At 56.4% G+C, this 14,147-nt stretch carries 16 protein-coding genes and 1 tRNA gene; 4 read left to right on the forward strand and 13 right to left on the reverse strand.

Annotated elements, in window-relative coordinates:
* Window positions 1-75: 75 nt before the first annotated feature.
* The 6 genes from pheS to LKR43_RS04975 all read right to left on the reverse strand — a co-directional run bounded on the left by pheS (window position 76) and on the right by LKR43_RS04975 (window position 4,455).
* The gene (pheS, locus tag LKR43_RS04950) at window positions 76-1,098 is read right to left on the reverse strand and encodes a phenylalanine--tRNA ligase subunit alpha (protein WP_227682775.1); all 1,023 of its coding nucleotides are present in this window, start codon (window positions 1,096-1,098) and stop codon (window positions 76-78) included.
* A gap of 69 nt (window positions 1,099-1,167) precedes the next feature.
* Window positions 1,168-1,527 carry a 50S ribosomal protein L20 gene (gene rplT / locus LKR43_RS04955; RefSeq protein ID WP_227682776.1) on the reverse strand — a complete coding sequence of 120 codons (360 nt, stop codon included), beginning with the start codon at window positions 1,525-1,527 and terminating at the stop codon, window positions 1,168-1,170.
* A 13-nt stretch (window positions 1,528-1,540) separates the two neighbouring features.
* Window positions 1,541-1,738 carry a 50S ribosomal protein L35 gene (gene rpmI / locus LKR43_RS04960; protein ID WP_227682778.1) on the reverse strand — a complete coding sequence of 66 codons (198 nt, stop codon included), beginning with the start codon at window positions 1,736-1,738 and terminating at the stop codon, window positions 1,541-1,543.
* 196 nt (window positions 1,739-1,934) lie between these two features.
* Window positions 1,935-3,452, reverse strand: a complete 1,518-nt coding sequence (locus LKR43_RS04965; RefSeq protein WP_227682779.1) for a YifB family Mg chelatase-like AAA ATPase — start codon at window positions 3,450-3,452, stop codon at window positions 1,935-1,937.
* 122 nt (window positions 3,453-3,574) lie between these two features.
* Window positions 3,575-3,853, reverse strand: a complete 279-nt coding sequence (locus LKR43_RS04970) for an accessory factor UbiK family protein (protein WP_227682781.1) — start codon at window positions 3,851-3,853, stop codon at window positions 3,575-3,577.
* Window positions 3,854-4,029: 176 nt separating this feature from the next.
* A complete protein-coding gene (locus LKR43_RS04975; protein WP_227682782.1) occupies window positions 4,030-4,455 on the reverse strand; it encodes a hypothetical protein in 426 nt (141 codons plus the stop codon).
* A 458-nt stretch (window positions 4,456-4,913) separates the two neighbouring features.
* On the opposite strand from LKR43_RS04975, the gene LKR43_RS04980 reads away from it, so the two are divergent.
* Together LKR43_RS04980 and LKR43_RS04985 are read left to right on the forward strand one after the other, a co-directional pair.
* The gene (locus tag LKR43_RS04980; protein ID WP_227682784.1) at window positions 4,914-5,252 is read left to right on the forward strand and encodes a P-II family nitrogen regulator; all 339 of its coding nucleotides are present in this window, start codon (window positions 4,914-4,916) and stop codon (window positions 5,250-5,252) included.
* Between the two features lie 75 nt (window positions 5,253-5,327).
* On the forward strand, window positions 5,328-6,554 hold the full coding sequence (locus tag LKR43_RS04985; protein WP_227682786.1) for an ammonium transporter: 1,227 nt from the start codon (window positions 5,328-5,330) through the stop codon (window positions 6,552-6,554).
* 32 nt (window positions 6,555-6,586) lie between these two features.
* Here the strand turns inward: LKR43_RS04985 and ptsP are convergent, their stop codons facing one another.
* The 6 genes from ptsP to thrS form a co-directional block, all read right to left on the reverse strand.
* Window positions 6,587-8,278, reverse strand: a complete 1,692-nt coding sequence (gene ptsP / locus LKR43_RS04990) for a phosphoenolpyruvate--protein phosphotransferase (RefSeq protein ID WP_227682837.1) — start codon at window positions 8,276-8,278, stop codon at window positions 6,587-6,589.
* Window positions 8,279-8,373: 95 nt separating this feature from the next.
* Window positions 8,374-8,643, reverse strand: a complete 270-nt coding sequence (locus LKR43_RS04995) for an HPr family phosphocarrier protein (RefSeq protein ID WP_227682788.1) — start codon at window positions 8,641-8,643, stop codon at window positions 8,374-8,376.
* A gap of 41 nt (window positions 8,644-8,684) precedes the next feature.
* Window positions 8,685-9,095, reverse strand: coding sequence for a PTS sugar transporter subunit IIA (locus tag LKR43_RS05000; protein WP_227682789.1), 411 nt, complete (start codon window positions 9,093-9,095; stop codon window positions 8,685-8,687).
* A 1-nt stretch (window position 9,096) separates the two neighbouring features.
* Window positions 9,097-10,089 carry a glutathione synthase gene (gshB, locus tag LKR43_RS05005; RefSeq protein WP_227682791.1) on the reverse strand — a complete coding sequence of 331 codons (993 nt, stop codon included), beginning with the start codon at window positions 10,087-10,089 and terminating at the stop codon, window positions 9,097-9,099.
* Between the two features lie 68 nt (window positions 10,090-10,157).
* Window positions 10,158-10,730 (reverse strand): translation initiation factor IF-3, encoded by a 573-nt coding sequence (gene infC / locus LKR43_RS05010; protein WP_370632068.1) that lies wholly within the window; start codon window positions 10,728-10,730, stop codon window positions 10,158-10,160.
* Window positions 10,730-12,676: a threonine--tRNA ligase gene (gene thrS, locus LKR43_RS05015; protein ID WP_227682793.1), complete on the reverse strand. Its 1,947-nt coding sequence runs from the start codon at window positions 12,674-12,676 to the stop codon at window positions 10,730-10,732. The genes infC and thrS overlap by 1 nt, the downstream gene beginning before the upstream one ends.
* 296 nt (window positions 12,677-12,972) lie before the next feature.
* Here thrS and LKR43_RS05020 point away from each other — a divergent pair.
* Together LKR43_RS05020 and LKR43_RS05025 are read left to right on the forward strand one after the other, a co-directional pair.
* Window positions 12,973-13,049: transfer RNA gene (locus tag LKR43_RS05020), tRNA-Val, on the forward strand.
* 236 nt (window positions 13,050-13,285) lie between these two features.
* Complete coding sequence (locus tag LKR43_RS05025; protein WP_227682795.1) at window positions 13,286-13,594, forward strand: dioxygenase; 309 nt, start codon at window positions 13,286-13,288, stop codon at window positions 13,592-13,594.
* Here LKR43_RS05025 and LKR43_RS05030 read toward each other — a convergent pair.
* Window positions 13,581-14,147: transposase (locus LKR43_RS05030; RefSeq protein WP_227682797.1), on the reverse strand; the 567-nt coding region annotated here is incomplete at its 5' end. The genes LKR43_RS05025 and LKR43_RS05030 overlap by 14 nt on opposite strands.

Consider the following 14,147-nt stretch of genomic DNA (forward strand, 5'->3'; position numbering starts at 1 on the left):
TGTACTCGTCGTATTCGTTTTACAGCGGGGCCAGGCCGGCCGCGATCAGGCGCAGTGCCGCCTGTTTGCAGGTTTTCAGCGGTTGAACTGGCGCAGAAAGCGTAAATCGCCTTCAAAGAACTGGCGCAAATCATTGACGCCATAGCGCAACATAGTCAGGCGTTCCAGCCCTGAACCAAATGCGAAACCGATATAGCGCTCAGGGTCGAGCCCGAAATTGCGCACCACCTGCGGGTGCACCTGGCCCGAGCCGGAAATTTCGAGCCACCGCCCCTGGTTCGGTCCCGACGTAAACATCATGTCGATTTCGGCCGAGGGCTCGGTAAAGGGGAAGAATGACGGGCGGAAGCGCACGCAAAGATCTTCGGTTTCAAAGAAAGCGCGCAAGAAGTCCGTGTAAACACCCTTCAGGTCGGCAAAAGAAATGTCTTCGGCGATCCACAGGCCTTCAACCTGGTGGAACATAGGAGAGTGAGTAGCGTCGCTGTCTACGCGATAGGTACGCCCCGGAGCAATAACCTTGATGGGCGGTTTGTGCATGCGGGCGTAGCGCACCTGCATGGGGCTGGTGTGCGTGCGCAGAAGCAAAGGCAAGCCCTGGCTATCCTGCATGTCGACATAGAAAGTGTCCTGCATCGAGCGTGCAGGATGGTTTTCAGGGTTGTTCAGGGCCGTGAAGTTGGTCCAGTCGTTTTCGATTTCGGGGCCGTCAGCCACATCGAATCCGATGGAGCGGAATATGGCCTCAACGCGCTGCCACGATTGTATGACGGGGTGTATGCCCCCTACCCCCTTGCCCCGCCCCGGCAAACTGACGTCTATTGTTTCGGCTGCCAGACGCTTGTCGAGTTCAGCCTGGGCCATTTCCTGACGCCTGGCGTTGAGCAGACCCTCGATTTGCTGTTTGACCTGGTTGATACGGGCCCCTTCGGCCTTTTTCTGATCAGGAGCCAACTGTGCCAGGCCTTTCATCAGGGCAGTTAACGCACCCTGCTTGCCCAAAAATCGGGCCTTGGCATTTTCAAGTGCCGCAGCATCACTGGCCTGGGCAAACTGTTCTTGCGCCTGAACGATCAGGTCATCAACCGAAGGAGTCATAGGTAGCGTTTCCAAATACAAACGGAGCCCGCTAGAGCCCCGTTTGCAGCAATACAGAATCGAGATTGATCAAGCAGCCAAAGCAGACTTGGCTTGTTCAACCACGGCAGCAAAGCCGGCTTTATCGTTTACGGCCATGTCGGCCAAAACCTTGCGATCCAGTTCAATCGAGGCTTTCTTGGTGCCGGCGATGAACACGCTGTAGGAAACACCCAGTTCACGGCAAGCCGCATTGATACGGGTGATCCAGAGGGCGCGGAACGTGCGCTTCTTGTTGCGGCGGTCACGGTAGGCATATTGCCCGGCCTTCATTACCGCCTGTTTGGCGACACGGAATACATTACCGCGGCGACCACGATAACCTTTTGCTGCTTTAATAACTTTTTTGTGACGGGCACGGGCAGTAACGCCGCGTTTTACGCGTGGCATATCAGATCTCCTATCAAGCGAACGGCAACATTGCCTTGACTGCGCTCACATCTGCATCGTGAACGGCAGCCGAACCGCGCAGATGGCGCTTGTTCTTGGTTGTTTTCTTGGTGAGGATGTGACGTTTGAACGCCTGGCCCCGCTTGATAGACCCGCTACCACGAACCTTAAAGCGCTTGGCAGCGCCTTTCTTGGTTTTCATCTTAGGCATGATGTAACTCTGTGATTGATGAATGTAGGTGGCCCCCAAACAAACTGGCGGCGCTTGCACAACCCGGCATTCACTTATTGATTTCTTTTCCGGCTACCCCAAATAGGCTTGTTGCCATAAATTGGGCATACACTTGGAAAAGCCCTTGATTATACGATGAATTAAAGCCGTTTGTCTAACTGATTCGCGCAACAACTTAGCCGTTCCAGGGCAGCCGGTATTGTATGGCTTCAGCAACATGCACCGACGCTATCTGTCCCTGCCCCTCCATGTCGGCCAGCGTGCGCGCCACCCGCAGAATCCGGTGCACGACCCGGGCAGACCAATTCCAGCGCTGCATACCCTGCGCCAGCAGCATTTTGCCCTGTTCATTCAGCCCGCAATGCGTGCTGATATCGGCTACCCCCAGCCTGGCGTTGGTCGTACCCTGCCGCTGCAGCTGACGCGCCCTGCATTGCGCCACCCTTAGACGCACGGGTTCAGAGGCTTCTCCTTCAGGTAAATCGACCCAGTTGGACTCGGACGCGGGCAGCGAGATCTGCAGATCCACCCTGTCGAGCAAGGGGCCAGACAATCTGCTGCGGTAGGCTTCGACACGATCCGGTGTGCAGCGGCAGCTTTTCTTCTTGTGCCCTTGCCAGCCGCAAGGACAGGGATTCATGGCTGCGACCAGCTGGAAAGCGGCTGGAAAAGTGAGTGTTCGCGAGGCGCGCGCAATGGAAACAACGCCGGTTTCCAGCGGCTCGCGCAATGACTCCAGAACGCGCCGCTGGAACTCCGGAAGCTCATCAAGAAACAGAACACCCTGGTGGGCCAGGCTTATCTCGCCAGGCCTGGGATAGGCACCGCCGCCTACCAAAGCCGGCATGGAGGCAGAGTGATGCGGCGACCTGAATGGCGGCCTGTCGGTAAACGTAGCCGGATGACCACTTAAACCTGCCAACGCTGACACTTCCAGCGCCTGCTCGGCGCCCAGACGCGGCAAAAGGCCTGGCAACCTGTGTGCCAGCATGCTTTTGCCGGTACCAGGCGGCCCCGACATCAGCAGACTATGACCACCGGCAGCCGCGATCTCGAGCACGCGGCGCGCCAGTTCCTGCCCCTTTACTTCAGACAGGCAGGGTTCGACATGAGGACACGCCGCCAGCACCGGCGGCTGCGCAGGCGGCAGCGCCCGAAGCCCCGCGAGATGATCTGCCACATCAAGCAGCGTGGGCGCAGACAACACCGTAAGACCGGGCACCAGCGCCGCATGACCGGCGCACCCTGCCGGAAGGACCAGCACCGCATCGGGATTGCTGCGCGCCACGGCCAGCGCAATCGCCAGCGGCGCCCCTACCGGAGCAATGGCACCGGTTAGCGACAATTCGCCTGCAAAGACATAATCCTGAAGCTCGCCGGCATAACCGGACGAAAGCACTTCCGGCACTTGGCCCGAGGCAAGCAAGATACCCAGCGCAATGGGTAAATCGAAACGTCCGGATTCCTTGGGCAGATCGGCCGGCGCCAGGTTGACCGTGAGACGCCCTGCCGGAAATTCGAAACCGCTGCTGAGTATGGCCGACCGTACCCTTTCACGGCTTTCGCGTACGCCGGCATCGGGCAGGCCCACCACATGAAAAGCCGGCAGGCCTGGGGCCATATGGACTTCGACACGTACCGGCAGGGCCTGAAGACCGCACAGTGCACGGCTGGCCAGCACAGCTAAAGACATATGCAAACCCCATGACTGTTTCACACAGGGGTCAGTATGCAGCGCTCCTTCTGCCCACAAGACCTGCCGGGCAGCAGATCATCCATTAGCGCTACTACTATAAAGCAGGGGAATCAGCGGATTTATTGGGCACCGGTGGCGCCTGGCCCTGGCTGCAAGGGAGTATCTGGCCGGCCTTCCAGCACCTGCACGCGTGACTCCAGCGCCGTAATTCGGGCCAGAGCGCGTTCCAGCAACTGCGCCTGAACATCGAATTCCTCGCGAGTGATCAAATCCATACGCGAAAATGTTTGCGCCATCATGGCTTTGACGTTGCGCTCGATATCGGCCGCCGGGCTTTTGGCAATGAGCTCGGACATATTCTTCTGAAAATCTTCAAACCAATCATTGCGGTTAACCATTGCTACCTCCGGATTCATTCATACATGCACAGGAATTTGCCTGCAGCGACGACCCGCTAGTGTAATGCAGGCTGCTCCCAATATTAAAACACCCCTGGGCCGCAGCGCAGGGGTGTTCCGAATGCCCGCTTAACGCGGGCGATACCATCGGGCCAATTCAGGCCCAGGCAGCAGAATTACGACTTGGGAGCCGAATCATCTGCGGGAGGTGTTACGCCCGGGTTGGGGCTGCCATCACCAACCGAGTTCTGGATGGCGCTATCTGCTTTTGCCGCGCCGTCTTTAATGGCGTCAGCGGTTGACTTTGCGGCATCGGAAGCCGCATCGCCAATTTTCTCGGCAGCAGACGAGAGCTGTTCGCCGGCGGTGGGCGCAGGCGTAGTCTCAGTTGCCGAACCCGACGATGGAGCAGGCGTTGGTTCCGGAGCAGGATCGGGTGTTGGCGCAGGTGTTGGCGCAGGAGCAGGAGTCGGAGCAGGTGCTTCGGTACCGGCAGCACCATCCATAGGTGCGCTGCTATCGTCTGCATCCGAACATGCAGCGAGCAGGCTCATGGAAGCTACCATGGCAATAACAGCCAAATGTGTACGAGTCTTTTTCATATTTACCTCTCTTATCCAATGTCGCGTCTGTCTGTTTCTACTGATGCCGGTGCGACTAGCGGTTCAGCGGCAAGCTTGTTACAACTGGCTTGAAAATGATTCTAGCGACAGAAACCCGATACCGATCAAACCTAGTGTAAATACTAATTTCTATTTTTTGATTTGGCTGAAGGGATTTTTCCCCACTTCCCTTAAGTGGCAAGTCTTTACAGCATTCCGCCCTTTGCACGGCCCCGAACACACCGATACAAAATCCGGGCTGCCGCTCTTGTTTGCTTACACTCCAGCGCATCCCTGCAATGCCCTGTTTTGGTGCGCAGCGTCCTGGACATGCACCACATTAATGCCCTTGCAGCGCCATTTGCACCCTGCCGCAGTGCCGATCCGGTGCAAAAGCTGTAGTAAAAAACTGGCATCACTATTGCTTGATCCTTGTCATCACATCACGAGGAACTGCAATGAAGCTTATTACCGCAATCATCAAGCCCTTCAAGCTGGACGAGGTACGTGAAGCCTTGTCTGAACTGGGAATACAAGGCATGACCGTCACCGAGGTCAAGGGATTTGGTCGCCAGAAGGGTCATACGGAACTGTATCGTGGCGCAGAATACACGGTCGATTTTCTCCCCAAGCTGCGTCTTGAAATGGCTGTCTCCGATCATCTGGTCGAACAGGCTCTGGAAAACCTGTGCGCTGCCGCACACACCGGCAAGATCGGAGACGGAAAGATATTCGTCACGTCAATAGAACAAGCGATACGGATACGCACAGGCGAAACCGGCGAAAGCGCACTCTGAGCCACTTACCCATCAAGTCAAATTTCCGGGCCTGCAAGCCATGCGCTGCACCGGTCCGCAACTGGAGAATAAATAATGGATAAAGCCGATTTGGCGTGGGTGAGTGTTTCCACCCTGCTGGTTTTGTTAATGGTCGTTCCCGGACTCGCCCTATTCTACGGCGGCCTGGTCAGGGCCAAGAACGTCCTGTCCGTACTGATGCAAGTGCTGTCGGCATTTTCACTGGCGGTCGTGCTCTGGTTCATATACGGTTATTCACTCGCCTTTACCGAAGCGAATGCCATCATAGGTGGCTTCTCACGCTTGATGTTCAGCGGCATGTTCGATCTGGGCACATATACTTTCGAAATGGCCGGCAGCATCCCCGAGCTGAGCTTTGCCGCCTTCCAGGCCACTTTTGCGGGTATTACCTGCGCCCTGATAGTAGGCGGTTTCGCCGAACGTACGAAGTATTCGGCAGTAATGGTCTTCACGCTTATCTGGATGACCTTCTCCTACCTCCCCATCGCACATATGGTCTGGGCGCCCGGAGGCTGGCTGCTTGAGCGTGGGGCACTGGATTTTGCCGGCGGTACCGTCGTACATATCAACTCCGGGATCGCAGGACTGGTGGGTGCCTATGTGGTCGGCAAACGGATAGGCTATGGCCGCGAATCCATGCAGCCGCACAGCCTGCCCATGGCCATGATCGGGGCATCCCTGTTGTGGGTGGGCTGGTTTGGTTTCAACGCCGGCTCTGCACTCAGTGCCAACGAAACCGCAGCCCTGGCATTCTTCAATACCCTGGTCGCTACAGCAGGCGGTGTGCTCGCCTGGATACTGATCGAGTGGAAATACAAAGGCAAGCCCTCATTGCTTGGCGGCATCTCGGGCGCCGTGGCGGGCTTGGTGGGCATAACGCCGGCAGCAGGTCTGGTTGGACCAGGCGGGGCATTGATTATCGGCATCATCGCCGGGGCTGCATGCGTATGGGGTGTGAATGGCCTGAAACGCCTGCTCGGCGCAGACGACACCCTGGATGTGTTTGGTATACACGGCGTAGGCGGTATTGTGGGTGCGCTGCTGACAGGCGTATTCAATGCCAAGCCGCTCGGCGGCCCCCGCCTGGAAAGCCTGAGCGAAATTCCCTATCAGGTTTGGCTGCAGGCTGAAGGTGTGCTGGTTACCATAGTCTGGTCAGCCATCGTTGCGTGGATCGCATACTTTATTGCAGACAAGACTTGCGGCCTGAGGGTTAGTGCCGATGTCGAGCGGGAAGGCCTGGATATCAGCACCCACGGTGAAACAGCCTACCATCGTTAAGTATGTGTGGCGGGTACACGCCACACATGCCTTCAAGCCGACAAGGTAGCCAGATCTATGCGCTCTGCCCGATTCAGGGCAGACGCTACTTTCACACGCAGGGCATTGGAGTGCGCATGGCGCACTTCATTTTTTACGTCGAGCAATTGCTGGGGATGCATGGAGAAGCCGGTAAGACCCAAGCCCAGCAGCATGCGGGTAACGGTGGAATCGCCGGCCATTTCGCCACATATCGAGACGGGCTTGCCGGCCCGCTCGCCGGCATTGATCGTGTGGGCGATCAGACGCAGCACAGCGGGATGCATGGGGTCATACAAATCGGCTACTTCGCTGTCACCCCGGTCTATCGCAAGCGTATATTGAATGAGGTCGTTTGTTCCTATGGACAAGAAGTCCAGCGCCTCGACGAACGGCTCGATGGCAATCGCAATGGCGGGGATCTCGACCATGGCACCGAGCGAAAAATTGCGCTCATAGGGAACGCCATCGGCATCCAGGCTGGCACAGGCCTGCTCTATGGCCTCTTGGGTGGCACGAACCTCGTGCATATGCGAGATCATGGGAATCAGTATGCGCACATGACCATGCAACGATGCCCGCAGCAAGGCACGCAGCTGGGTTCTGAAAATATCAGGGTTGGCCAGGCAATACCGTATGGCACGCAGACCCAGGGCCGGGTTGGCTGCCACCGTTACGTCACCGTCAAGGTTCTTGTCTGCACCCAGATCCAGAGTACGTATCGTGACGGGGCGTCCGCCCATGGTTTTGACCACCGAGGAATAAGCCTGATATTGCTCTTCCTCGGACGGCAGATCGTGGCGCCCCATGAAGAGAAACTCGCTGCGAAACAGGCCGATGCCATCCGCACCTGCAGCCACTGCCTCGAGCGCCTCTTCGGGAAGCTCGATATTGGCTTCAAGCTTGATGGGAATACCGTCGAGTGTTTCGGCGGGTGTATCCCGCAGCAAGGCAAGTTCGGCGCGCTGGAGCCGGTAAGCTTCCTGACGCTGCCGGTATTCCTCGAGTACCTTTTCCGAAGGATTAACCAGCACGGCACCGGTGAATCCGTCGGCAACCAGAATATCGCCGTCGCGCACCAGCGCACGGAAATGTCCCAGCCCCACCACCGCCGGCACATTCATGCTGCGTGCAACAATCGCCGTATGGGAAGTCGGGCCACCCAGATCCGTAAGAAAAGCAGCAAACCGGCCGCCGCGCAAACGCAGCATGTCGGCCGGAGAAATATCACGTGCCACCACAATAAGCGGATCGTCGCCCAGATCGGCTTGCAGGTTGGGCAAAAGCGCTGTGGAACCCGACAGCACACGCAATACCCTTTCTATGACCTGGCGAATATCTGCGGCGCGTTCACGCAGGTATTCATCTTCCATGAGGGCAAACTGCTCGACCAGCAGTTGTCCCTGGCTGGTCAAGGCCCATTCAGCGTTGTACTGCCGTTCGATGATGAGCGCACAGGTTTGCTCGAGCAGCATGGGATCATCGAGCAGCAATGCGTGCACGGTAAGCAAAGGCCCCAGCTCGCGTGGCGCATCTTCAGGCAAGGTATCCGCCATAAGCTGCAGCTCGTTGCGAGCCTTGGTCAGCGCCGTTTTCAGGCGCTCGCATTCAGCATCGACTTCGTGCTCGGCAATACGATAGTGTGCAACTTCGAGTGCCGCAGCGCTCATGACGGCCGCCCGCCCTATGGCATAGCCCTTGACCACACCCTGCCCCTGCATGCACAGCAAAGCGCACAGATCCGGCGTATCGGTGTGTACGGACATAGTCATGATTTCGGTTCCTGACAAGGGAAAGTAGTTTATTCCGGTTCGCCGAATTTATTATTAAACAAGGCCTGAATGTCGTCCAGCGCCTGTTGCGCATCGTCTCCGACGGCATCGACCTTGACGGTTACGCCCAGCCCAGCAGCAAGCATCATGACACCCATGATGCTTTTGGCATTCACGCGCTGCGCACCGCGCGCAATGAAGATCTCGCTCTGGTAGCGGCCAGCCAGCTGAGTCAGTTTGGCTGCGGCCCTTGCATGCAACCCCAATTTATTGCTGATGACGATATCAATGGATGGCATAAAGTTTCTTTCTTATAGAAATATCGGCCTGAACCGGCCGATCAGAACTTGCATTCGTTGTCAGCGTTGACAATGCCTTTCTGGGCGCCTAGCTGAACGTTCTTGCTGAGTTGCTCAGGGTTATCCTGGCGCTCGGTCAGGGCTTTAAGCACCATGCACAAATTGGTGCCGGTAATCAGATGGGCGCCGTAACCTTCCTCTGAGACCAGTTTAATCGCTCGCTTCGCAATGTTGAATGGTGTCGCGCCAAAAATATCGCAAAGCACCAGCGTGGCCTGCCCGTCAGAGGTCTGCTTCAGTATGCCGGCCAATTCGCTGGACAGCACTTCCGGATCACCGTCGGGCGGCACATCGAATACCGTCAGATCGGGCTTCTCGCCCAGCACGTGTTCCGAACAAGACGCGAAAGACGAACCAAGAGGCTCGTGCATGACCAATACTATGCTAGTCATTTCAGGCCGCACTCGCACCCGCAGTCGCGTCCGGGCTGTTGGCAACGACCTGCTCCAGCGCTGCAGCAAAACAGTCGCCTACATCAAAACCGGTTTGCTCGGTAATTTCCACGAAACAAGTCGGACTCGTGACGTTGACCTCGGTAAGGTAATCGCCGATGACATCCAGCCCGATCAACAGCAGTCCTCGGCCCGCAAGGCGCGAGCCGACGATTTCGGCGATCTCGAGATCGCGCGTGGTCAGGGGCTGCGCCACACCACGCCCGCCGGCAGCAAGGTTGCCCCGCGTTTCGCCTGCCAGCGGTATGCGAGCCAGCGCATAAGGCACAGGCTTGCCGCCTATCAACAGAATACGCTTGTCGCCCTGGGCAATTTCCGGAATGTAGCGTTGAGCCATGATGGATCGCGTACCGTTCTCGGTAAGCGTTTCCAGTATGGCGCCGATGTTGGGCTCTGCTTCGCGCATGCGGAATATGCCCGTCCCGCCCATGCCGTCCAGCGGCTTGACGATGACATCGTTGTACTTGGCATGGAAGGCGCGCAAGCGTGCCATATCGCGCGTAACTATCGTAGGCGATGTCAGTTCTGCAAACTCGGTAATCGTGAGCTTCTCCGGATGGTTGCGTATGGCTGCACCCGAATTGAATACCCGCGCGCCCTGCCCCTGCGCATATTCGAGCAAATGCGTGGCATACACGTATTCCATGTCGAATGGGGGGTCCTTGCGCATGACCACGGCGTCGAATTCCGACAACAGGGTCTCGCAGGATGGTGTCCGTTCGACCCACCAGCCTTGCTCGTGCAGATCGGCATCGGGCACCAGACCTATGCCTGTAGACACGGCCTTGACGGCGCCTTCGTCGATATACAGCCCCTGCTGATATGCGACGCTAAGGGTATGGCCCCTTGCCGTCAGTGCACGCATCATTGCCACTGAAGAGTCTTTATAAGCCTTCAGCGTGGGTAAAGGATCGATAACAAACAATACATGCATAAAACGCACCTGCCTGCCCTTGCCGGTGTTGACCGACAAGGGCGTTAATGGGACGCAGAGCCAGCCGCCTAGTCGCCTGCCTTGCCTGGCGCGGTTTTCTTGCGTGGCGCAAGCACCATGACCATCTGGCGGCCTTCAAGTTTGGGCATCGCTTCAACCTGACAAATTTCAGCCAGATCATCACGCACTCGTTCGAGTACGCGCATGCCCAGTTCCTGGTGCGCCATTTCACGGCCACGGAAGCGCAAAGTCACCTTGGCTTTATCGCCATCTTCAATGAAGCGGCGCAAATTGCGCAGCTTGACCTGATAGTCACCTTCATCGGTGCCAGGACGGAACTTTACTTCCTTAACCTGGATAACCTTCTGTTTCGCACGGGCCTCATGCTGGCGTTTTTGTTCTTGGTATTTGAACTTGCCGTAATCCATCAGACGGCATACAGGCGGCGACGCATTAGGCGCGATCTCGACAAGGTCGACTTCGTGTTGCTCTGATAGCTGGAGCGCTTCGGAGGTTCTTACGACCCCCAGTTGCTCGCCGTCTACTCCAATAAGACGCACCTCGGGAATACGAATTTCGCCATTGATGCGATGGGCTTTTTCGGTTGCGATGTCTAAAACTCCTAGAATTAATAAAAAAATCAGGCTTGGCCGGACTCACCGCCATTATGACGGGTATTGATGGCATTACGCAGGTGCTCGGTAAAGTCGTTGACCGACATGACCCCCAGGTCGACACCGCCGCGCCCGCGTACCGCTACTTGTCCGGTTTCACGCTCTTTTTCGCCGACTACCAGTATGTAAGGAACCTTTTGCATACTGTGTTCGCGGATTTTACGGGTGATTTTTTCACCACGCAAATCGGAAAACGCTCTAAACCCTTGTTTTTTCAGGCCTAGAGCAACTTCTGCCGCATAATCGGCCGACGACTCGGAAATGCAGCACACTACGGCATGCTCGGGAGACAGCCAGGCAGGCATGGCTCCGGCATGGTTTTCTATCAACATGCCAATGAAACGCTCGAGCGAACCCAGTATGGCACGGTGCAACATAACGGGGGTACGGCGCTGATCGCCGGCATCGACGTATTCGGCACCCAGACGCTGCGGCATAGAGAAGTCAACCTGTATGGTGCCGCATTGCCAGTGGCGCCCAATGGCGTCTTTCAATGTGTATTCGATCTTCGGACCATAGAAGGCACCTTCACCGGGTGTGATTTCGTATTCACAACCCGTGCGGTTCAGACTTTCCATGAGCGCCTGCTCTGCCTTGTCCCAGACCTCGTCTGAGCCTATACGCTTTTCAGGGCGGGTTGCCACTTTATACAGAATCTCGGTGAAGCCGAAATCGGCGTAGACCTTCTGCAGCAATGCGGTGAAATCGGCGCATTCGTCTTGCAGCTGATCTTCGGTACAGAAGATATGGCCGTCGTCTTGAGTAAAGCCGCGCACGCGCATCATGCCATGCAAGGAACCGGACGGCTCGTTGCGATGGCACTGCCCGAACTCACCGTAACGTATGGGAAGTTCACGGTAGGAGTGCAGGCCGGCATTGAAAATCTGCACATGTCCGGGACAGTTCATGGGCTTCAGGCCATAGACACGATTCTCGGACTCAGTCGTGAACATGTTCTCGGCGTAGTTGTCCCAATGACCCGTTTTTTTCCAAAGGGAAAGATCAAGGATTTGCGGCGCCTTGACTTCCTGGTAGCCGTTGTCACTGTACACCGAGCGCATGTATTGCTCGACCTGCTGCCACAGCACCCAGCCTTTGGGGTGCCAGAAAATCAGGCCCGGTGCCTCTTCCTGGAAATGGAACAGGTCAAGCTCGCGGCCCAGCTTGCGGTGATCGCGCCTTTCGGCCTCTTCCAGCATGGTCAGGTAAGCGTTTTGCTCTTCCTTGCTGGCCCAGGCCGTGCCGTAGATACGCTGCAACATTTCATTGTTGCTGTCGCCGCGCCAATAAGCGCCGGCCACCTTCATGAGCTTGAAAACCTTGAGCTTGCCTGTGGAAGGCACGTGCGGGCCACGGCACAGGTCGATGAAGTCGCCTTCGCGATAAAGACTGATCGCCTCGTTGGACGGAATCGATGCAATGATTTCAGCCTTGTAGTGCTCGCCTATGCTCTTGAAGTATTCCACGGCGTCGTCGCGCATCCACTCTTCACGCGTAACGATTTCGTCTTTCTTGGCCAGTTCGGCCATTTTCTTTTCGATGGCTTCGAGATCTTCAGGCGTAAACGCACGCTTGTACGAGAAATCGTAGTAAAAGCCGTTGTCGATTACCGGGCCTATGGTTACTTGCGCATCGGGAAACAGCGATTTCACCGCGTACGCCAGCAAATGCGCCGTGGAGTGACGAATGAGGTCCAGACCATCGGCGTCTTTTGCAGTAATGATTGCCAGGTTCGCATCTTGCTCAATCACAAAACTGGTATCTACCAGGCGGGCTTCGGCGCCTCCGGTGCTTACGCGGCCTGCCAGTGCGGCACGACCCAGTCCCGTTCCAATGGAGTGCGCCACATCGCTGACCGTGACCGGACCGGGATATTCGCGCTGTGAACCATCGGGCAATGTAATTTGAACCATAGAACGTCCTGAAATGCAAAAACGCGGCACTAGCCGCGTTCTGGGAATATTGTTTTGCTAGTTAGCAGATAAACCGTACGCGGCGACAGCTAGAAATGCCTGGTCGTAGTTCGCGTAGTGGTCATTGGGCTTGAATACATAAATTAGAAGTTCTTCAAGTGTAACACCTGTTGCGGCGCTGTCTGCCGGCCAGCCCGCAAATAGCGCGATAAACCCCGGCTAACGGAATCTCTGGTGTTGTGAAAAAACCCGTTTTGACAAACAATAAATATATAGGATAGAATCTCGTTCTTTCTAGGCGGTTAGCTCAGTTGGTTAGAGCGCTACGTTGACATCGTAGAGGTCGCTGGTTCGAATCCAGTACTGCCTACCAGATACTTGCTTACATGGTTGCATATAAGGTTGCACACAACCGGCCATGTAGCCACATAACCCGCACAGCATAAGGCTTTGCGGGTTTTTTTGCGCCCGTACTCCACCACTGAAAACGATCCGCTCATGGCTCGCAAGCCCGCGACACGGCACGACTGCCCTGCTGCGCACATGATCCTGAACCGCTAGAATGCAGAACAGCGTAAAGCAGGATTACCAACCGTTAAAGGAATGAACATGAGCAAGACACCCGCTTTGTTTGTCGGCCACGGAAGTCCCATGAATACGTTCGAGCAGAATGGCTATACCGAAGCGTGGCAAGCATTCGGGCGGAATCTTCCCCGGCCCAAAGCGCTGCTTGTCATTTCTGCACACTGGTATTTCGGTGCCACAGCCATCACTGCCATGCCCAATCCCCGAACCATCCATGACTTCTACGGTTTCCCGCAGGCGCTGTTTGATTACCAATACCCTGCCCCTGGCGACACCGACCTTGCGGCTCTACTCCGTTATCGGGGGATCAGGGCATTCATCACACTCGGTTAATTACACCATTCCAACCGCATTGAGCCAAGACTCTCATACGGTAATTCTCAAAGTTCCTGAATCCATACGCTCTGCGTGAGAGCATCTCCATCTTCGTGTGGAACCCTTCGGTAATCCCGTTGGATTTGCTAAATCGCCACATCCGCACGATCGGTTCAAGCCATGATGTTAACGTGGCAGCCAGCGTCTTGGCTGGACTTTGCTCGAACTGGCGGATCAAGGCCAGGAACTTAGGCAACAGCCGCTGCGCTCGCCCGGCCCTCATGTTCTTCATCACCAAAAATCCATTCAACTGCTGTTTGGCAAAATACAGAGCCTTCAACACCGGCGACTGGGCCAGGTACTGGTGCAACCGCTCCTTTTGCACCGCAGACAGCTTCCAGTGATGGCGCCGCATCAGGCTCAGTAGCCCGCGGTTCTTGCGCCCCTCGGGGTCGTGCTGCTGCCATAGCTTCAGAAAATGCTGGTTCACCAACCGCACGACATGAAAGCGATCAGCCACGATCATGGCATTGGGAAAGTACTGCTGGGCAATGCGCCGATAGGTCTCGGA

Origin of the sequence: Pusillimonas sp. MFBS29 (assembly GCF_020687695.1) — a bacterium.
GTDB lineage: Bacteria > Pseudomonadota > Gammaproteobacteria > Burkholderiales > Burkholderiaceae_B > Pusillimonas_C.

Bases quoted from the DNA above. Each gene is read 5' to 3' on its own strand.
- pheS (WP_227682775.1), bottom strand. From the start codon at position 1,098: ATGACTCCTTCGGTTGATGACCTGATCGTTCAGGCGCAAGAACAGTTT.
- rplT (WP_227682776.1), bottom strand. From the start codon at position 1,527: ATGCCACGCGTAAAACGCGGCGTTACTGCCCGTGCCCGTCACAAAAAA.
- rpmI (WP_227682778.1), bottom strand. From the start codon at position 1,738: ATGCCTAAGATGAAAACCAAGAAAGGCGCTGCCAAGCGCTTTAAGGTT.
- LKR43_RS04965 (WP_227682779.1), bottom strand. From the start codon at position 3,452: ATGTCTTTAGCTGTGCTGGCCAGCCGTGCACTGTGCGGTCTTCAGGCC.
- LKR43_RS04970 (WP_227682781.1), bottom strand. From the start codon at position 3,853: ATGGTTAACCGCAATGATTGGTTTGAAGATTTTCAGAAGAATATGTCC.
- LKR43_RS04975 (WP_227682782.1), bottom strand. From the start codon at position 4,455: ATGAAAAAGACTCGTACACATTTGGCTGTTATTGCCATGGTAGCTTCC.
- LKR43_RS04980 (WP_227682784.1), top strand. From the start codon at position 4,914: ATGAAGCTTATTACCGCAATCATCAAGCCCTTCAAGCTGGACGAGGTA.
- LKR43_RS04985 (WP_227682786.1), top strand. From the start codon at position 5,328: ATGGATAAAGCCGATTTGGCGTGGGTGAGTGTTTCCACCCTGCTGGTT.
- LKR43_RS04995 (WP_227682788.1), bottom strand. From the start codon at position 8,643: ATGCCATCCATTGATATCGTCATCAGCAATAAATTGGGGTTGCATGCA.
- LKR43_RS05000 (WP_227682789.1), bottom strand. From the start codon at position 9,095: ATGACTAGCATAGTATTGGTCATGCACGAGCCTCTTGGTTCGTCTTTC.
- gshB (WP_227682791.1), bottom strand. From the start codon at position 10,089: ATGCATGTATTGTTTGTTATCGATCCTTTACCCACGCTGAAGGCTTAT.
- thrS (WP_227682793.1), bottom strand. From the start codon at position 12,676: ATGGTTCAAATTACATTGCCCGATGGTTCACAGCGCGAATATCCCGGT.
- LKR43_RS05025 (WP_227682795.1), top strand. From the start codon at position 13,286: ATGAGCAAGACACCCGCTTTGTTTGTCGGCCACGGAAGTCCCATGAAT.